Annotated in this window: 23 protein-coding genes and 2 pseudogenes; 7 read left to right on the top strand and 18 right to left on the bottom strand. The window is 37.7% G+C overall.

Going from position 1 to position 18,553, the window contains the following annotated elements; genetic code table 11:
- Positions 1–3: 3 nt before the first annotated feature.
- The 5 genes from I6F40_RS14965 to dapA all read right to left on the bottom strand — a co-directional run bounded on the left by I6F40_RS14965 (position 4) and on the right by dapA (position 3,049).
- Positions 4–249 (bottom strand): acyl carrier protein, encoded by a 246-nt coding sequence (locus tag I6F40_RS14965; protein ID WP_002958648.1) that lies wholly within the window; start codon positions 247–249, stop codon positions 4–6.
- A gap of 21 nt (positions 250–270) precedes the next feature.
- Positions 271–528, bottom strand: coding sequence for a phosphopantetheine-binding protein (locus tag I6F40_RS14960; protein WP_166376544.1), 258 nt, complete (start codon positions 526–528; stop codon positions 271–273).
- Positions 525–1,307 (bottom strand): lysophospholipid acyltransferase family protein, encoded by a 783-nt coding sequence (locus tag I6F40_RS14955; protein WP_197193175.1) that lies wholly within the window; start codon positions 1,305–1,307, stop codon positions 525–527. Before I6F40_RS14955 ends, I6F40_RS14960 begins: the two co-directional genes overlap by 4 nt.
- Entirely contained in the window at positions 1,300–2,013 is a 714-nt protein-coding gene (locus tag I6F40_RS14950; protein WP_197193163.1) for a beta-ketoacyl synthase chain length factor, read from the bottom strand. The genes I6F40_RS14955 and I6F40_RS14950 overlap by 8 nt, the downstream gene beginning before the upstream one ends.
- Positions 2,014–2,131: 118 nt before the next feature.
- Positions 2,132–3,049: a 4-hydroxy-tetrahydrodipicolinate synthase gene (dapA, locus tag I6F40_RS14945; protein WP_024591739.1), complete on the bottom strand. Its 918-nt coding sequence runs from the start codon at positions 3,047–3,049 to the stop codon at positions 2,132–2,134.
- A 170-nt stretch (positions 3,050–3,219) separates the two neighbouring features.
- Here dapA and I6F40_RS14940 point away from each other — a divergent pair, with 170 nt between their 5' ends.
- Together I6F40_RS14940 and I6F40_RS14935 are read left to right on the top strand one after the other, a co-directional pair.
- Positions 3,220–3,873 (top strand): DUF6058 family natural product biosynthesis protein, encoded by a 654-nt coding sequence (locus I6F40_RS14940; protein ID WP_166376543.1) that lies wholly within the window; start codon positions 3,220–3,222, stop codon positions 3,871–3,873.
- 96 nt (positions 3,874–3,969) lie between these two features.
- Complete coding sequence (locus I6F40_RS14935; protein ID WP_165725455.1) at positions 3,970–4,833, top strand: delta-class carbonic anhydrase; 864 nt, start codon at positions 3,970–3,972, stop codon at positions 4,831–4,833.
- Positions 4,834–4,906: 73 nt separating this feature from the next.
- Here the strand turns inward: I6F40_RS14935 and I6F40_RS14930 are convergent, their stop codons facing one another.
- The 7 genes from I6F40_RS14930 to I6F40_RS14900 form a co-directional block, all read right to left on the bottom strand.
- The gene (locus tag I6F40_RS14930; protein WP_197193162.1) at positions 4,907–5,671 is read right to left on the bottom strand and encodes a 2-keto-4-pentenoate hydratase; all 765 of its coding nucleotides are present in this window, start codon (positions 5,669–5,671) and stop codon (positions 4,907–4,909) included.
- A gap of 138 nt (positions 5,672–5,809) precedes the next feature.
- A complete protein-coding gene (locus I6F40_RS14925; protein ID WP_002958658.1) occupies positions 5,810–6,214 on the bottom strand; it encodes a hypothetical protein in 405 nt (134 codons plus the stop codon).
- Between the two features lie 109 nt (positions 6,215–6,323).
- Positions 6,324–6,482, bottom strand: a complete 159-nt coding sequence (locus tag I6F40_RS14920) for a hypothetical protein (RefSeq protein ID WP_007378675.1) — start codon at positions 6,480–6,482, stop codon at positions 6,324–6,326.
- A 26-nt stretch (positions 6,483–6,508) separates the two neighbouring features.
- On the bottom strand, positions 6,509–6,853 hold the full coding sequence (locus I6F40_RS14915; RefSeq protein WP_197193161.1) for a hypothetical protein: 345 nt from the start codon (positions 6,851–6,853) through the stop codon (positions 6,509–6,511).
- A gap of 430 nt (positions 6,854–7,283) precedes the next feature.
- The gene (locus tag I6F40_RS14910; RefSeq protein ID WP_197193160.1) at positions 7,284–7,571 is read right to left on the bottom strand and encodes a putative quinol monooxygenase; all 288 of its coding nucleotides are present in this window, start codon (positions 7,569–7,571) and stop codon (positions 7,284–7,286) included.
- Between the two features lie 78 nt (positions 7,572–7,649).
- Positions 7,650–8,465, bottom strand: a complete 816-nt coding sequence (gene dkgB / locus I6F40_RS14905; protein WP_197193159.1) for a 2,5-didehydrogluconate reductase DkgB — start codon at positions 8,463–8,465, stop codon at positions 7,650–7,652.
- A 519-nt stretch (positions 8,466–8,984) separates the two neighbouring features.
- Positions 8,985–10,157, bottom strand: coding sequence for an MFS transporter (locus tag I6F40_RS14900; protein WP_197193174.1), 1,173 nt, complete (start codon positions 10,155–10,157; stop codon positions 8,985–8,987).
- A 116-nt stretch (positions 10,158–10,273) separates the two neighbouring features.
- Here I6F40_RS14900 and I6F40_RS14895 point away from each other — a divergent pair, with 116 nt between their 5' ends.
- A complete protein-coding gene (locus I6F40_RS14895) occupies positions 10,274–11,161 on the top strand; it encodes a LysR family transcriptional regulator (RefSeq protein WP_197193158.1) in 888 nt (295 codons plus the stop codon).
- 22 nt (positions 11,162–11,183) lie between these two features.
- On the opposite strand, the gene I6F40_RS14890 is transcribed toward I6F40_RS14895, so the two are convergent.
- Complete coding sequence (locus tag I6F40_RS14890) at positions 11,184–11,663, bottom strand: hypothetical protein (RefSeq protein WP_197193157.1); 480 nt, start codon at positions 11,661–11,663, stop codon at positions 11,184–11,186.
- 221 nt (positions 11,664–11,884) lie between these two features.
- On the opposite strand from I6F40_RS14890, the pseudogene I6F40_RS19910 reads away from it, so the two are divergent.
- Both I6F40_RS19910 and I6F40_RS14885 read left to right on the top strand, forming a co-directional pair.
- Positions 11,885–12,079 (top strand): annotated as a pseudogene (locus I6F40_RS19910) (LysR substrate-binding domain-containing protein); the annotation flags it as partial.
- Between the two features lie 264 nt (positions 12,080–12,343).
- Positions 12,344–13,384, top strand: coding sequence for a metal-dependent hydrolase (locus I6F40_RS14885; protein WP_197193156.1), 1,041 nt, complete (start codon positions 12,344–12,346; stop codon positions 13,382–13,384).
- Positions 13,385–13,458: 74 nt separating this feature from the next.
- On the opposite strand, the pseudogene I6F40_RS19855 reads toward I6F40_RS14885, so the two are convergent.
- Together I6F40_RS19855 and I6F40_RS14875 are read right to left on the bottom strand one after the other, a co-directional pair.
- Positions 13,459–14,421, bottom strand: a pseudogene (locus I6F40_RS19855) (sensor domain-containing diguanylate cyclase).
- 325 nt (positions 14,422–14,746) lie between these two features.
- Positions 14,747–15,016, bottom strand: a complete 270-nt coding sequence (locus I6F40_RS14875; protein WP_007580861.1) for a hypothetical protein — start codon at positions 15,014–15,016, stop codon at positions 14,747–14,749.
- A gap of 241 nt (positions 15,017–15,257) precedes the next feature.
- Here I6F40_RS14875 and I6F40_RS14870 point away from each other — a divergent pair, with 241 nt between their 5' ends.
- Together I6F40_RS14870 and ykgO are read left to right on the top strand one after the other, a co-directional pair.
- Positions 15,258–15,524 (top strand): type B 50S ribosomal protein L31, encoded by a 267-nt coding sequence (locus tag I6F40_RS14870; protein WP_165723509.1) that lies wholly within the window; start codon positions 15,258–15,260, stop codon positions 15,522–15,524.
- Positions 15,521–15,655, top strand: coding sequence for a type B 50S ribosomal protein L36 (ykgO, locus tag I6F40_RS14865; protein ID WP_002958669.1), 135 nt, complete (start codon positions 15,521–15,523; stop codon positions 15,653–15,655). The genes I6F40_RS14870 and ykgO overlap by 4 nt, the downstream gene beginning before the upstream one ends.
- 62 nt (positions 15,656–15,717) lie before the next feature.
- On the opposite strand, the gene I6F40_RS14860 is transcribed toward ykgO, so the two are convergent.
- The 3 genes from I6F40_RS14860 to I6F40_RS14850 all read right to left on the bottom strand — a co-directional run bounded on the left by I6F40_RS14860 (position 15,718) and on the right by I6F40_RS14850 (position 18,524).
- Positions 15,718–16,104 (bottom strand): OsmC family protein, encoded by a 387-nt coding sequence (locus I6F40_RS14860; RefSeq protein ID WP_024591728.1) that lies wholly within the window; start codon positions 16,102–16,104, stop codon positions 15,718–15,720.
- Between the two features lie 83 nt (positions 16,105–16,187).
- Positions 16,188–16,577: a cytochrome b562 gene (locus I6F40_RS14855; RefSeq protein WP_165723510.1), complete on the bottom strand. Its 390-nt coding sequence runs from the start codon at positions 16,575–16,577 to the stop codon at positions 16,188–16,190.
- 168 nt (positions 16,578–16,745) lie between these two features.
- Positions 16,746–18,524 carry a sugar phosphorylase gene (locus I6F40_RS14850; RefSeq protein WP_197193155.1) on the bottom strand — a complete coding sequence of 593 codons (1,779 nt, stop codon included), beginning with the start codon at positions 18,522–18,524 and terminating at the stop codon, positions 16,746–16,748.
- Positions 18,525–18,553: the final 29 nt, after the last annotated feature.

Genomic DNA, 18,553 nt, shown 5'->3' with positions numbered 1-18,553 from the left:
GTATTAGTTAACTAACTTTTCTATTTCGGTGACTATGTCTTGCACTGTGCGCACAAGCTTAAAGGCATCAGGCTCAATTTTTTTACCTGTGATTTCTCTTAATTTCACAACTAAGTCAACTGCATCAATACTGTCTAAATCAAGATCTTGGTACAGGTTAGCCTCTAAGCTAATATCTTCTGGGTCTATTTCAAATTCGTTTTCTAAAATGCCGTGTAATACATCATAAATTTCAGCAGCGGTTTTCATCTTTCTTCCTACTTTTATATATTAAGAACGTGCTTGTTCAATAAATTTTGCTAAAGAATTAACTGAGGCAAAGTGCGCTTTAGTTTGATCAGAGTTTGCATCTATTTTCACATCAAATTGCTTCTTTATCGCAAGGCCAAGCTCTAATGCATCTATGCTGTCTAGCCCTAGGCCATCTACAAATAAAACGTCATCATCTTGTATGTCAGCAGTGGTCATGTCTTCAAGGTCAAGGCTTGAGATAATCAGTTGTTTTATTTGTTCTTTTAATTCGCTCATATATTTTTTAGCTCTTGTGTAAAATAATGTTGTAAATCTTTAGTCAATTGGCGTGATTGCATCGCAGGCATATCGCTGTCGTACGTTGCACAATTAAACTGCTGGCTCGCAAGCCCCATTGTAAAATGCGCCTGATATGGCGCGACCTTATACCAAGGTGTGCCTTTGGTTAAAGTGTTTGGCTTCATTTTAATTAAAAAAGTAGTAATGGGCGCATGACATCTAATTGCAATATTTGCAGCGCCTCGTTTAAACTTTAATGTTTTGTGAGGCTCTGTCCGTGTCCCTTCAGGAAATACAATTAAGTTATTACCCTTTTGCAAACTGCGCTCGCATTCTCGTAATAGCTCCTGCGGATCGTCATTACTTATATAGCCGGTGCTTTTAATAACGCCGCGCATAAAAGGATTTTTAAATAAATGCGCCTTTACTACGCAATCTGCATTTTTTACTACCGAAATTAAAACAACAACATCAATTAAAGAAGGATGGTTTGCTAATATCAGTTGCCCTTTTAAGCCTTCAATTTTTGCTTTATCGTTGACATGAAATCGAATAACGCCCGTTACATGCATTAAAATAACAAACCATTTGAAGCTGTAATGTACTGTTTTTCGAGCCTTAATCTTTTGTTTAACTGAGTCACTTTGAAATAGGCGCTGAGCAGGAAAAACAATAAAGGCTAATACTAAACCACCAACCCCAAAAACTGAAAAGCAAAATGCAGTAGCAATAATCCGCCAAATCAACCCACATAACCTTTGTACATTTTTAAGCATGGTATGTAAGCTGCCAATCGTGCTCAAGCGTGTTATGAACAAGTAATATATTGCTTCGCTCATACAAAGCTTTAGCGCATTGAATACTCATTGGTAAGTCGCTTTTTTCCATGCCCGTATTAAATACTTTGTTTAAACTAAAATGGGGTTCGACTTTTTGCGGCGCTCTTATTATTAAACCAATAGAGTGTGCTATTTGCTGTTCATCGGCGTACTGAGCGTAAATATCGGGGAGAGTCTCGTCGGTATGAACTATTAACATGTGTTGCTGATCGTTATCAGCAAGTCTTACAAAGCCATCTACGAGTGCATAAATAAAGCTTTCGGCTCCTGCAGCTATAGCATTTGTAGCACTTGTATTACCCTGTATTATCCCAAAAAGTCCCGATGCGGCATTATGCACACTTAACCCAAAACCAGTGGGCGACAGTGGCTGATCATTTACTACATCAATAAGTAGGTTAGACGTTTTGTGAAAATCACCGTGGCGAGAAGAAAAAACACTCGGTAAATTAACATAGTTACCTTGAGTGCTTACTTGATGAGCACTAAAGAGTGCCATTTTAATAAAGGAAGTCATTCGGCGTCGCTGCATAGCAGGCACCCAACTAAGATTTAATACAGAGGAATCAAACCAATTACTCTCTTTTATTTGTCGCTGTTCGGGCTTTATCCATATAGCGAGTTCTTCAACAACAAATTTCACAGCTCTGCATATTTTATAAGATATAAGGGAGGGAATTTTACCGATTTTAGCAATAGAAGTAAATAATCATTAACAAAAAGCACTGAACTAACACTTTGTTCAGTGCTTGCTCATATTGCTAGGAAAGGAGGGCTATATCGTCCTGCTTTATACACTTAGCTGTGCCGCCAACAACATCGTTGTTATTCAACTCATTAATTAATACTTCGCCTTGGGCTTGCTGCTCATCACTAAGCGGTAAATACGGTAATCTAAATACTGGGTTTACTGCGCCAGTCATCATCAATGCGGTATTAATAGCAATCGGGTTTGGTTCACAGAACAACCAGTTCATCAATGGTTGTAACGACGCATTTAGCTCGTTACTTGGCGTATCCATTAACTGACGGAATAACCCAGGTATTAAGTTAGAAGTAACCGAGATAACTCCGTGCGCTTTATGTGTGTGGCGCGCATCATGACTTTCGTCATCGTTACCCGACCAACATGCAATACCTTGTTGCTCATAATGGGCAATACGTTCATTACCGCCACACTCTTTTACGCCAATAAAATATTCATGCTTAGCGAGTGGCTCAATAATATCAGGTGTTAGGTCTTGACCTGTTCGCCCTGCTACGTTGTAAATAAAGGCAGGTCCAATATCAAGTACGCGTTTAAAGTGCTCTTTAACGCCTGCAATAGACGTACGTCCGTAATATGGATTAATTTGCAGTGCTGCATCCATACCACTGGCAAAGCCATATTTAGTTGCTTTAATCGCTTCACGGGTGTTGTTACTACCGGTATTACCGACAATAACCAGTTTGTCACCATACTTGTTTGCACTGTGCGCTATAAGCATTAAATGCTCTTCCCAGTTCATTAACTGGCCTTCGCCTGTTGTGCCACCAACTACAATGCCGTCAACGCCTGCTGCAATTTGTATTTCTACGAGTTCATCGTACTTTGCTAGGTCTATTTCACCGTTTGCTAAGTATGGCGTTTTAATAGCTGTAATAAGACTTGCTTGTTTAATTTGGTCTAGGGTGCGCATAAAAAATCATTATTTATAAAACTTGCGCTATTTGTAACATAATTGCCGGTACTTTTGGAGGTGTAAACCCACATTTAATTATAAAATCTCTTGTGTTATTAAGTTTGGTAATACAAAATGAATAACTGTATATATAAACAGTATTTTATTTTAACTATACCAGAGGCTTTATGCGTTTATCTGATTACTTAGCAACTCATTTTTATAACACCGATGAACTGTGCCAAGCATTAAATATAGATGCAGATACACTTTTAGCTTGGCAAGAGCGAAGTGTTTTCCCAAAACCAAGTTACTGTATTAAAAGTCAACTTAGCTGCAGCTCATATTCAGGTTTGTATGAATGCGAAGAGTATGACGACTATTACCCGCGCGGCTGTGTTAATTGGGGGCAAGGTCTTTTAAAACAAAAAATAGAATCATCAAGCCATGCTTTTAATTATTTTGCGCAGCAATATACTGTAAGCCTAACTAAACTCGCTCAGCAAGGATTTACGTTTAGCGAAGAGCTATTTGGCTGCGAAATAGACGAGCACTTGCAGCAAGTTTGGCAACAGTTTTTATGTAGTAAGTACGGCGTACTTACTCAAAATGGATTAATAGACGAAATAGTCTCGGTAGATATTGGCAGGCTATTAGTTGACGACATTACAGAACTACGCAGTAAAGCGAGCTTAAACCAAGACGAAAGAACGCTACTGCACCCAGCCATGAAGCTTTTAAACAAAGCATTAGGGCATGGCGCCGATCATGAAAAACAACACACATTACGCACCCGCTATATAGATGCACTTATTTTAAAATACGATTTATCTATTAAATAGTTTTGCATTAGTTTAATTATTTTAGGATTATTTGACGAAAAACAAGATCTGTTAACTTAATTGTTACGAAAAATGTAATTTAAAGGCACTGACTCAATGACAATCAAAACAAAAATAAGTGTAATTTCTGCTGTAATCACTATCCTATCTTTTAATACGCTAGCTAAAGCTAAACACGAAATAGCAAATGACGACATAATAAAAATGCAGCGTGCTGCACTTGCTAAAAACACCGCTAATAAAGGCTTTGGCCCACAATCTCCGCGCAATATTGATAATTATAAAGGCGAAAACACGGCAGTTTTTTCTCATGCCCCAACTTCATCAAGCATGAACTTATGTAATATACACTTTCATAAAAATGCTGAACATGCCGGTGGCGAGTTTAGTAAATATGCCGGAAATGGTAATGGAAAAGGTTTTAAAAGTGGCTACTTATATTCAGGCTCTTTAACTAAAAGTGAAAGTAAACCAGCAAAAATTGAAATTTGTCCAAGCGATCACGGCGCGCTTTTAGTTGGCGATACCATTGAGGTTCATAATGTTCATACGTCAGCAATTGTAAAACCAGGCCCAACCTTGGGTAGCTGTTTAAGTGATTCAATTAAAAATCCTCAACTACGTGTTGAAGCTCAAGTATATGTATTAGTAAACGATGCTAACGCACTTGATTTTGCTGAAATAAGCGCCGTGTCATCTGTAAATGGTTACTATCAAGCGATTGCTACACCTACAAATACGGGTAAACCTGTTGTTTATAGCGGTTCAACTACTGGTCCTAGTTACAACGAGGCAGGCTCTCCTTTTCAAGTAACATGGTCAGTTAAACCAAAAGTAGCAAAGGTTGATATAAACAGTGTTGGCAAATGGTGTGAAAGTAACACCTTTAATGAAGATCATGCTCACGGCGTACGAAATCTCGTAATAAATCCTGCATTACTCTCTAAAATCAATAATTAAAATTTAGCCAAATAAAAAACAACCCGCTAATTAGTGGGTTGTTTTATTATGACCGTTAAAATGAGTATTACGCTTAATGGGATAAAAATGTCACATTAAATGTATTTAAATCTTCATATGTAATACATGTTTGCTCATTGGTATTAAGCTCAACAACACCGCAGTAAGAACCAGTTATAAACACTTGCCCTGCTTTTAAATTAATTCCCTTTGCTGATAAGTAATTAACCGCCCAATAAAGTGGAAGCTGCGCAAGCTCTGCAGGATGCACACCCGCCAGGTTTAACTCCATCTCAGTTTGCTTAACGTTAATATTTACAGTACTTGCGTTATACGCTTTGGTTTTATCTATTTGTGGGCCTAAATACACACCTTGATTAGATAAACCATCGGCCAACTTTTCAATGTGAGTGCTTGGAGTGTCTTCATCAAACCTTTTTTGGATAAGCTCAAGTGCCAAGTGGGCGCTAGCAAATGCAGTATCCACGTCTTCATTTGTATAGGTTTTATTACTAGGTAAATCGCTTTGTAAAATAAATGCAATTTCTGGTTCAATAAGCGCTTTATTGTTTGTTGTATATAGTGGGCAATTTTCAGCTTGTTTTATAGGTGTATGTAAAAGAGGCGCTAATATAATTGAGCCATCATCTAAAGGCAGCATACACTTCCAGCCATATACAGTTTGATCATTTAAATAAATCATCAACTTTTGTACTTCTATTGCATCGTCAGTCGAGTCTAGTACTAACTCTTTAGGAAAGTTTGAACGTGCTGGGTTTTCATCTCTTTGTGCTAATAAGTGAGTAGCAATTAGTTTTAGCTGTATTGAGTTGTTCACATAAATCTCTTTAAAATACGTTACTGGTTAAGCAGTAAATAGGAAGGGTTACATTATTAATGTATTAGTTTAGGCATTAGAACATAATGTTAAATGCCAATAATTAAAATTATATTTAAAACAAAGCGTGGTAATTATTTAAGTATCAATAGATTTAAGCGATCGTAAAAATAGCCCTAAGCCGCCAAACGCTAAAATTATAATAACAATCAAATCAAACGACGTCATAGTTCGCATACTAAATCGAACACTCGATATAACGCCAAATATTAGCGCAGTTAACGAGCCAAGAGATAGAACCCAGCCTAAAATATTTTTAGAATTGTAAAAAATCAGACCCACACCAAAAATAAATGGGATCATAACCATGCCGCCTGTAACGCCAAAGCCACCTAAAGCATTAACACTATAAATGCGAGAACTTAGTCCAAAATTAGAGGTCACCGAAATTGCGTTTAGCAGCATATAAAAGCCACCGCACATCATAATCAAACCAATAAAAAAATGCCCAATACCACCAGAGCTTCCACCCGCACCTTTCATTATTAATTATTCCTTTTATATTTTTAACTTAGTCGTTTTAAATGGTAATTGCTTGAGTATTAACATTGACCGCAGTATACATAATCAATCAGTGCACACGCGAAAGCACTTATCGCGTAATTACATGCCAAATAACATAAAACCAAGATAAAAAACCATGCAAAATTGCCCATAACACAGACTCGTTAGCACTCCATGAAATAGCAATTGCTAAGGCTGTACCAAAAGAGACTCCATATTTTACTATTTCATTTCTTGAGTTTCTCATTAATTAGATTCCTAATTTTTAACTTATTAGCTGCTTGATTTGCTCACTAAAACTGAAAGCTCTTTACCATCAATATTGATACTTGCTTCTTTGCCTAGTTCAACAACTAAAGAGGGAGCCATGTGTTTTTCACCTAGTTTTAGGTCAGTTGCTAAACTAACAGTAGAATCATCAATTGGCGTTACTGTAAGAGCAAAACTATACAAATTATCAACTGAAACTGATGCCTCTTCGTTTGAATTTACTACTAAAATAGGTGAACCAATTAAGTTTTTATTATCATAAAATTTGGCATTCACTACAAAACTATCATTAGCTTGTGCAAATGAGACAAAGCCTAACAATACTATAATTGCGATTAATTTTTTCATTATTATTTCCATATAAATTGATACAGCTTAAAGCTATTGAGGCTTTATTGGCTGTGATTTTTCAGCTAGCAATTTACTAGTGATTGATGTTACATCATTCACTATACTCTCCATGCGCCAAGGCACTTAAGAGTGCCTATTAGTGTTTCTATATTTACACCAGAGAACTTTAATGTAAACAACAAATTAAATAGGCTATTTATTAGAGTGGGTTGTGATACCAAAACGACTTTTAATAATGTTATGAACCTCTTTTGATTTCGACGCACTAAGAATTAACAAAAAAGAGTCCTAATAGGTTTCATTGGTATATTGGGGAAGTAGAGTATTTAGGCAGGTTGGAGTGTAAGAATAAAAGGTGATGTAAGTTAACAGCACCTATTTGAGTATTTACTTGGTTATGTAGTTTAGCTAAGTGGTATAAAACCGCTTAACCAATTGATTTATATACGTCAATACTACTATTGGTTAAAAGCCCAGTAACTTGCGTACCAAACGCTTTAAAGTGTGGCTCGTTTTTATGCGCTTCAAAGTGCTCGTCAGACACCCACTGTTCACTAACTACATAGTCTGTATGTTCATCATCACTTTTTACCGATAGTTCATAACGTAAGCACCCTACTTCTTGGCGCGATGACTTTTGTAAGTTTTCAAGTGCTGTAAGTATTACATCTGCATCAATATTTTTGCACGACAGTGCCGCTATAACCGTTAACATGTGTATTCCTTTTAAAAGTTAAGGTGTAGATAATCTACACCTTAGAATATTTAGTTTAACTTTGCGTCTGAGGTAAGTTTACTGATCCCACTGCGGCGCAAATTCTGGTGTTGCTTGGCGGTCGCCGCAATCAAGACCATCAATGCGGGCTATGTCTTCATCATCTAATTTAACGTGGTCGTTAAAGTTATCTTCTAAGTTTTTACGCTTAGTTGATGATGGAATTGTCGTCATGCCGCTGGCGTTAACCCATGCTAAAACAACTTGTGCTGGACTTGCATCGTGCTTTTTAGCAATGTCGATAATGGTTTGATCTTTTAGTACTTTACCTACTACAAATGGCATGTATGCTGTTACATGAATGTCGTGCTGAGCACAAAATGCGCGTAATTTAGTATTAGTTAAATATGGGTGAACCTCAACCTGATTGGTAAATATTTCACGCGAGTCGAGTGTTTGCATTGCTTCATTTAAGTTTGCAATGGTGAAGTTTGATACACCAATGTGCTTAGTTAAACCAAGCTGCTTCGCTTTTAGTAATTCAGTAAGGTATTCACTCATTGGCTCGTCGTTAGCGGGCGATGGCCAATGAATTAGCAGTAAGTCGACCGAATCAACTTGTAGCTTTTCAAGTGACTTTTTAACGCTTGGAATAAAGTCGCTTTTATTTAATTTGTTATTCCACACTTTGGTAGTTAAGAATATTTCACTGCGCGGAATATTACTATCTTTTATGGCTTGACCTACTTGCTCTTCGTTGCCATAAATTTGTGCGGTATCAATATGGCGAAAACCAACTTCGAGTGCCATTTTTACTGAGTTATAGGCAGTGTTGCCCTCCAAACGGAATGTTCCCATACCGAGTTCTGGCATTTCTATTACACGTTTTGTCATGGTTTATCCTTATAAAATAATCGGTTTGAAATACAAACTTCACTAGGGCGTGTTGTCCTTTGTGGATTGAAATTTGTTCAATCTAGGGGCGATTTAATCGCGGCGCGAGGTTTGTAACCTAGTGGGCTCGGTAACTGCTCCTGCGTTACCCTACTGGCTTACATCCATGTAAGAATAAGTAAAAACCGAGCAAAGCTTCCGCGTCCTGCTCACGCCCCTTACCTACATCCATGTAGGCAACAAAGAGTTAATCGCTCCTAGAAAGAACCCAACGGGCAGTGTATGTTTGGTTTTTATGCTGCGTTATCGCCTATTTATGGGGAACAACCACACTACATAGGCTCTGCCTTGCCTAAAAACCAAACTTACTACTGCAAATTCAACAACCAAAGATCAACACGCCCTATAGTTTTACGAAATACACCTTTTACTTCTTATTACGACTGTCACTTAAAAATCTATGACCTCATAACAGGTATGAGGTCATTAATTTTAGTTTCAAGGTTAACAGCTAAGGCTTTATGCTTGCTGAATTTCACGTTTATCAAGCATACCGCTGTAGCGTGTAACACCAAGTGCTAAAACAGAGATAACGGCGCCTATCCATGCTGTATCTTGCAGGGTCATGTTCTCTACTACGCTACCACCAATAATTGAGCCAAGTGCAATACCAATATTAAATGCGGCTATGTTTAAACCTGATGCAACATCTACCGCATTTGGCGTGTGCTTTTGTGCTTGCTTTACTACATAAAGTTGCAAGCCTGGCACATTACCAAAAGCAAATGCGCCCCAGACTAAAATAGTAAGTACAGCGGCAATTTTTGATTCCATCGTAAAGGTAAATATCAGTAAAATAACACTCAAAGCGCTGAATATGATACTCAGTGCACTAATTGGGCCGCGTTTGTCGACCAACTTTCCACCCCAAATATTACCTACCGCTACCGATACACCGTAAACAAGCATTATTAAGGCAATAGCCGAAGGCGCAAAACCTGTTTGTTGCTCTAAAATAGGTGCTAAATAAGTAAACGCTGTAAACGTGCCGCCATAGCCCAATATCGTCATTAAATATACGAGTAATAAACGCGGTTTTACGATTACTTGTAGTTGCTCTTTAAACGTCGCTGGTATTGATTGTTTTAAATTTTTTGGCACTAAAATAGAGCTGCCGATTAATGCAATTAAACCTAATACCGACACAACTAAAAACGTTGCACGCCAACCAAAGTGTTGTCCAATCCATGTACCTAGTGGCACACCAGTTACTAGTGCTACAGTAAGCCCGGTAAACATAATGGCTATTGCACTGGCTTCTTTGTCTTTGCTTACTAGGCTAGTGGCAATCATCGATCCGATTGAAAAAAACACACCATGGGCAAGCCCCGTTAAAAGGCGCGCAAGTATTAATGTTTCGTAACTTGGCGCTTGCCATGCAAGTAAGTTACCTAAAACAAATAAGCCCATTAAGCTTATTAGTACCACTTTACGATTCCAACGACCCGTTAAAGCTGTTAGCACCGGCGCACCAATGGCAACGCCAACCGCATATAAACTTACAAGCAAACCCGCTGAAGGTAGGCTTACGCCTAAGTCGTTTGCAATGGTGGGTACTAATCCCACTATTACAAACTCAGTTGTTCCTATTGCAAATGCGCTTAAGGTAAGCGCCCACAAAGCCAATGGCATAGTTATATCCTCATTAATATTTGAAGAATGTAGTTTGGCTAAAATATCGTTTGCAAAAAATAGCATTAGTGACAAAATACTTTTGTTAATAATGCAAAGATGGTGTTGGTATACTTATGGCTGTTCATTCAAAAACTGAAGATTTAGAAACGTTTATAACGGTAGTCGATTGCGGAAGCTTTTCGGGGGCGGCTAATTTGCTCGATCAACAGGTGGCTAAAGTGTCGCGAGCTGTATCACGCCTTGAAAATACACTGCAATGCACTTTGCTAAACAGAACAACACGCCGATTAGAGCTTACCGAAGAAGGCCATACTTTTATAAAATATGCGCGCGAAGGGTTAAATACGCTTTATACTGGTGAAGAAGCCATAAAGCTTTTAAAACAAGCGCCAAGTGGCAAGCTGCGAATAGATGCGGCAAGCCCTTTTGTATTGCACCAACTTACGCCTTTAATTGGCGAATTTGCCAAGCAATACCCCCACATAACGCTTGATATAACCTCACACGACAGCATTATTGATTTACTTGAACATAAAACCGATTTAGCCATACGCATTGGTGATTTAAAAGACTCAAATTTACATGCTCGTAAACTCGGCAGCAGTCAGTTACGTATTGTAGCCAGCCCAGAATATATAAAAAACAACGCAGCAATTACACAAATAGATGACTTACAAAATCATAAGTTAATTGGTTTTAGTGACTCCCCAAAATTAAACACTTGGCCGTTAGTAAAGTCCGCTTTATTTACGTTTTCGCTTAGCGCAAGCAGCGGCGAAACAGTGCGCCAACTATGTATTGCAAACCAAGGCGTTGCGCTACTTTCTCACTTTATGATTGGCAATGACCTAAAAAAAGGTAAATTAGTTGAAGTGTTACCCAGTGCAGTTAGCTCACCTAATAACCGAGAGGTTGTACAAGCCGTGTATTATAAAAACAGTGCGGTATCATCTCGCATTACAGCGTTTCTAGATTTTATAAAACCACGACTAAGCTTATAACTATATTAAAAAGTAAATTAGATTATGCTTTGTTATTAAAAAGCAAACCTGAGTGTTTACTATCTGAAGATGATGAAAACAGCGAATCCATTAAAGTAGATACATTTTTTCGCACTGTTAATTGTATCGACGATAGCTCACTATCGAGTTGCTTTTTAAGTTCGCTTAGCTCTTCTATCGCTTCCCCTGTGGGCGTATCAGAACTATTGGTCATTTCTCTTATTTTACTCTGTAAATCTTTAATTGACTCGATCGCTTTATTCATTTGAACTGCTGAATTGTCACTCGACTCTTCTGTCTCGCTGCTGGTTACCGGCTTAGCTTCTTGAGTATCTGTGGATGAGATCGTTGCTTTTTCAGTATTTTTATTTAATGACGTATCGGCTTTAGCCTCTGCGTTTTTATCGGCATCATCCGTTTTTACAGTGTTTTTATTTAAATTACTTAGGCTTGAATAGCCATTGTCATTGTATAACTGCGAAGAAAGAGTTCCAAAATTCATTTTTGCCTCATGTGTCTAAAAATTGACGACTTTATTTTTATAATTAGAAGCAATTATCATTCCAAATATGGTAACAAATTGACCATCCGTATTTTAAACGGGAACAGGACTTATAAGTCGCCACGGGGTATTATTTTGCTTAATTTAAAATGCGAGGAAAGCTATACTTTTAAAATACGCCTGCGAAAGGCTAAATATTTATGCACAGATGAAAACGCCATAAAGCTTTAAAACAAGCGCCAAATGGCAAGCAGCTAATAGATGCGGCAAACCCTTTTGTATTGCATCAACTTACGCCTTTAATTGGTGAATTCGCTAAATAATACCCTCACATAACGCTTGATATAACCTCACACGGCAGTACTATTAATTTACTCGAGCATAAAACAGACTTAGCCATACGTATTGGTGATTTATAAGATTCGAACTTACATGCTCGTAAACTTGGCCGTTAGTAAAACTCATTTTATTTACGTTTTCGCTTAGCGCAAGCAGCGGCGAAACAGTGCGGTATCATCGCGAATTGTGGCTTTTTTAGATTTCATAAAGCCTAGGCTTAGTTTATAAGTTCTGCGTATTAATATTGATATGCTTATTAAAAGTTTTAACCGATTTTTTGACGCTTTTTAATAATCAAAAAGTATAAATAATAAAAGTAGTAATTAAAGGTATTAATTAAAATGGATTCTTTAACGCAGGTAGCATTAGGTAGTGCTGTAGGTTATGCGGTATTAGGCAATAAAATAGGTCGAAAAGCCGTTTTATGGGGAGCAATTTTAGGCACGCTCCCTGATTTAGATGTATTTTTGCCATATGGCGGATCTGTAGAAGCATTTACTTATCACCTTGGCTTTAGCCATTCGTTATTAATACATTTATTAATTAGCCCGCTCATTGTATGGCTAATATTAAAAGTACACGCGGGAATGCAAATTTATAAAGTGCGCTGGTTTTGGCTAGTATTTTTAAGTTTATCTACACATGCCCTATTAGACAGCCTAACGGTATACGGTACACAACTACTCTGGCCTTTTACTGAGTACCCCTTTGCGGTTTCTAGTGTGTTTATTATTGACCCCGCTTACACGCTTCCTTTATTAATTGGCGTAATATGTACGCTAATACCCAAAATAAAAGCAGCAACGGCTTATCGTATAAATGCAGCGGCTTTAGTTTTAAGTAGTCTATATTTATTTTGCGCTTTAATTTTAAAAGTAAATATTGATGACAAAGTAAAAACGGCTCTCAACAACAGACAAATACCAGTCAATGCGTATGTTAGTACGCCTGCTCCGCTAACCATTTTGCTGTGGCGTATTGTTGTGATGTCTGACGGACAATACTACGAAGGTTATGCATCAGTATTTGACGCACCCAGCGATGTTACATTAACGGCTTATCAAACAACGCCTTCACTGTTAAATAATATTAGCGATGAATGGGCTATAAAACGCTTGCAGTGGTTTACTAAAGGGTTTTATTCGGTGCGCCAACAGCAAAGCAATATTGTACTTTCTGATTTACGTATGGGCATGGAGTGCAACTATGTGTTTAATTTTGTAGTGGGTCAAAAAAATGATTCAGAAGTGAGCATTGGTAACTTTGAAAAAATAAGTCAAAGACCAAACTTAAACAATCTTCATAAAATATGGAACAGGATTTGGCAACCAAATGTGTCTTTAGCATCACCCGCGGCAAAAAATGACTGCAATAGCGAATAGCGGCATATTATAAAATTCGTACTAGCATGAGGAAGTTAAGTGAAGTTCAAGCAGCAATTAAACTAAATAGCTCACTAAAGTGATTGCTGCTTTTTTTGCTGATACATTGCAACATCAGCATCTTGAATCATATCTTCAACCGATTTACCTGTATCGTGTTTAAAGTGTGTTACTCCTACACTGTAATCAATTTTGTATGGCTTGTTTAAGGTATTATTAGCATGCTCTACTGCATCCGCAAACCTTTGTAAAACAAACTCTGCTTTTGTCTCGTCTGAGTCGCTTAACATCGCAACAAATTCATCTCCGCCAAGTCGACCTATTACTTCACAATCACGAAATGAACTAAGCATAATTTGTGCAAATTTATTTAATACAAAATCGCCTTCGTGGTGTCCATAAATATCATTAATTTGTTTAAACTTATTGAGATCAAACAAAATAAACGACATTGATACTTTATTTCGCCTACATACATTTAGCGTATGTTCAGCAAGGTTTAAAAAACCACGTCGATTAGAGATTCTTGTTAACTCGTCAATTGTGGCTAGTTGAATTGATTGAATTTCTCGCTCGACTAACGTGCCTAAATCTCTTAGTAATTGTTTTTCTTCATCATCGAGTTATCTAGGTTTATTATCGGCAAGGCACAAAGTGCCTATAGTGACTTCTTCCCTTAATTTTAAAGGAAAGCCTGCATAAAAGCGTACTTTAGGATCGCCTGTAACAAAGGGGTTATCAAAAAACCTTTTGTCTTGGGCTGTATCTGGGATTATTAATAACTCGTCTTGATTTATGGTGTGGCCACAAAATGAGGTTTCGCGAGGAAGCTCAGGCGCATCAAGCCCCTGCCTTGATTTAAACCACTGGCGGTCTTCGTCAATCAAAGTAACCAATGAAATAGAAACATTAAACATACGCTTGGCAATACGAGTAACACGATCAAAGCGCTCTTCATGAGACGTATCTAGAATTTTTAATGCTCTAAGCGCGTGTAATCGCTCGGCTTCGTTACTTGGGATCTCAGATTTAATCATTAAAGCTCTGTTTATTTTAAATGTTTTATAAATTATGAGATGGGAGCGAATATTTTCGAGTATATAACCCGATAAACTTATCTAAACTATAAACAGTCTGCCTATTAAAACTAGAACATTACCTTAAAATAGCAATAAATACTTATGAATGTCAGTAAGTCGTACCTAAATAAAGATAAGATTAAATCCGCAAAAAATTATGATGAAAACAGGTGGGATCAGTGGTTGGTTTGACGTAGCTACTCTTTAATACAAAAAGTAGTAGTGGCTATTTAGTTTTATTTAAATAACCACTGGATTTGGCATACATACAAAAATAAACACTTTAATTTTGGTGCTCATATTGTCCACGGTAAACTTCAAATACTTTTAAAACAGTATGTTGCTCTTTGGTTAGGTTATCAAACCAATCATCAAACAGCTCATCATCTTCTTGCTCGCTTAGTGCCATATACCTTGCAAGTAACTCTACAATATCGTTATGGTTGCAGGTTAAAGGATTTACTTGTTGCGCCAAGGTACTGTGGTCGCGCTCTCTTAGGGTTTCCATCACCCCTTGATCAATTTGTTCTTGTTGTTGTGTTGCGTCACTCATACATAACCTCTGTAATAACTTTATAACCGTATTTGTTAACGTTTTAACTCTTAAATATAGTTATAACAGCCTAAACGCCAATAGCCAGCATTTTTGATTCAAGTGCTTATTTTTTGATTTATTTGCGCAAATAGCCAGCAATTACGGCCTTTTTGAGGAACATTTAAATAATTTGCAATGGGAGAATAAATACGGTAAATTGAAATGATATATTATCACATATCATTTATTGAGGCGTATTATGAAACCAAATATTCATCCTGATTACCACGTGGTTGCTTTTCACGATACAGCTGCCGATTCTTACTTTATTATTGGCTCAACCATAAAAACGAGCCGCACAGTAGAAATAGACGGTAATACATATCCATACGTACCTATTGATGTATCAAGTGACTCGCACCCATTTTATACAGGCAAGCAAAAAACAGCCGCTACAGATGGCCGCGTTGCACAGTTTAATCGTCGTTTTAAAAGTTTATCGACTGTTAAAAAGGAAAAGGTATGAAAGTATTAAGCTCTCTTAAAAGTGCAAAGCAACGTCCGGGGTGTCAAATTGTAAAACGCAAAGGCCGCGTATTTGTAATTTGTAAAAACAACCCACGCTTTAAAGCAGTACAAGGAATGAAAAAGAAATAAGTTAAACGGGGATGCTCAACATATAATTAGGTAGCTTGCTTAAGCTACCTAATTTAGGGGGACTATTTTACCACTACTGAAAACTCTGGTACTGCCTGAATTACTTTTTTTACCGTACAGGTATTAACGGCTGCAATAAGCGCCTTTTTATATTTATCAGGGAAGCCTTCTGGTAAGTTAATCTCAATTGAAAATAGCTTTTTACCGTTGTCATCTACATTTTCGTTATTTTGAGTAAGCGTCATACCTTGCGTTGAAATATCACGCTGCTCACAAAACTTACGCGCATAAAAACCTGCACATAAAACCATACTTACTAAAAAATAATCAAACGGTTCTGGATACTCTGCATTGCCACCAGCGTTTACGCTTTGATCACTTATTACTTCTAGGTCGCCAAATTTAGCGCTTTGCTTTTGGCCTTCTAACATTGAAACTGAAATTTCCATTGTGTTTCCTTATATTTATTGCTGCAGATACCTTTAACGCAATTAGCTTAAAAGTAGCGACTAAAGATACATATAGTTTAGGTTTATGAACCGAACAGTAATTCAAAGAACCCTGGAGGCTCGTGTAACTCATGATATTTTTTACGTAAATTATCTATATTTTTCAGTGGTTCTTTCGCCGCACTTAGCCCCTGCTCGTTTGCTGCTTTTTTTGCAAGTTCAGCTTGCGCAATCACTTTATCAAGGCCCTGCAATGATTGATCTGGTTTTTTATAAAACTTACCTGTTTTACTCACTTTAACCAGCTTAATAAATTCATCAATTGCGGTATTAAATTCGTCAACTTGTGTAGCCTGCACTGCTTGTTTGTAAGCGAGGCCCGTGTTTTTCATATTTATTTCAAGATCGACAGGCTGCTGGGCTAAAGCCAACGAGCTAAATAGTAACGTAATAGCTAAATAAAAATACTTCATGAAAAACCCTATAAATAAAAGAGGGCTAATTGTATCAATTATGCTGATAAAAGTAACTCAACAGAAATAGTGAACTTTTAAGTACTGTAAAGGGGCTTTACAATAAAAAAACTACAACGTTTAGGCAATAAAAAAGTCTGCATTTGCAGACTTTTAAAGAGTTAACATTTATTTAATATTACTCAGCCACACGCTTTGGTATGGTTCTAGCTCTATGGTTAATTGGCTTTCTTCAATCGTTTTATCTGCCATCAAATCAAACCACTTTTGGGTGTTAATTAAGTTTAAGTCGGCCAATGTGAGTGTTTGTGGTTTATCGCTAATGTTATAAACACAAAATATACTTTGGCGCCTGTCAATGCTTTGTCTCCAAAAACCAAATAACCCACCCGCTAAATGCAGCGTAAACTGTGTAGCATTTGGGTGAAAGGCACTCTGCTTTTTGCGTACTGCCAATAAGCTTTTTATGCCGTTAAACACTTTATGATGATGACTGTACTTTTCACCAATTGCCGCGAGTAGTTTTGATTCTTGCCAACGATGGCGGTTAATAGCACGGTTATGCTGAGAGTTTTCAAAGCGTTCGTAATCGTTAGTTGTACCCAATAAACTATGAATATAAAGCCCTGGGATACCTTCAAGCGCAAACATAATTGCGTGAGCACACATAAACCGCTCAAGGCCAAACTTATCGGGGCCATTGTGCGTCCCTTGTAGTGCATCAAATAAAGCAATATTTAGCTCGTACGGTGTATGTGTGCCATCGTTACTTGTACGCATAGATACACGACCACCAAACTGCATGGTTGTACTTACTAGTGATGCCACTTCGCTAGTTTGTAGTAAACCTTCAATTGGTCTGAGCCCTATTCCATCGTGCGAGGCTATAAAGTTAAAGTATGCAGTACCATTTTGCGCAGGCGGCATACTCATCATCCAATGTTTAATTGCTGTGCTATCGCCGCTAAGTAATGTGTGTAGCAACAATGGCGGCAATGCAAAGTTATAAATACTGTGCGCTTCGTTAGCGTTACCAAAGTACGATAGGTTTTCTTGGTTTGGAATATTGGTTTCGGTAATAATAACTACGCTGGGCTCTGTGTGCTCAATAAGTGTTCGCATTAGCCTTACGGCTTCATGTGTTTGCGGTAAGTTAATGCAGCTTGTATTAAGCTGTTTCCACAAAAATGCAACCGCATCGAGTCTAAATAAACGCACGCCATTGTCTAAATAATGCCTAATTATTCCCACAAACTCTTTAAGTACATCAGGATTGCCAAAGTCAAAATCAACCTGATCGTGACTAAACGTACACCACACGTGCTTTTCGCCGCTTGGCGTTGTTACAGTATTTAATAACGATGACGTACGCGGGCGTACAACTTGGCTTAAATCATCCGTTAAGCTGGCCGTTTTAAAGTAGTCTTTACCCGGGTGTAAATCGTTTAAAAAGTTCTCAAACCATACGCTTCTGCTTGAGCAATGGTTAATAACTAAATCTGCCATTAGCTTTACATCTTTAGCGATATTTTGAATATCTCCCCAATCACCTAACGACTCATTCACTTGCACGTAGTTCATTACGGCAAAGCCTTCGTCTGAGCTATACGGGTAAAATGGCAATATATGCAGGGCATTTAACTGCATATCACATTGCTCTTTTATAAACCGGTGTAGTGTTTTAAGCGGTGCCTCCATTGGGCTCGATACAGCAAATTCACTATCATCATGTTTAATAATAGAGTCGCCATAAGCAATCAATACTATATCTTGTTCATCCCACCGGTTTGTATGGGGGGTCGGGTCGCGCAGTGCATTGCTACCTAATATAATTTTAATGAGTTGCTGAGCAAGCTCAGTAACCGATAAAGGCAACTCAACCCCCTCATAAATAATATGAAGATGTTGCTCTACTCGTTGTAAAAATAATTCGCTAACTGTGCTCACATGCGCCCCTAATATTTATTGTTTAGACT

It is taken from the genome of Pseudoalteromonas sp. SWXJ133 (assembly GCF_015864365.1).
In the GTDB taxonomy this organism is placed as follows: domain Bacteria; phylum Pseudomonadota; class Gammaproteobacteria; order Enterobacterales; family Alteromonadaceae; genus Pseudoalteromonas; species Pseudoalteromonas arctica.
This window is presented reverse-complemented; position numbering and strand designations above follow the sequence as displayed.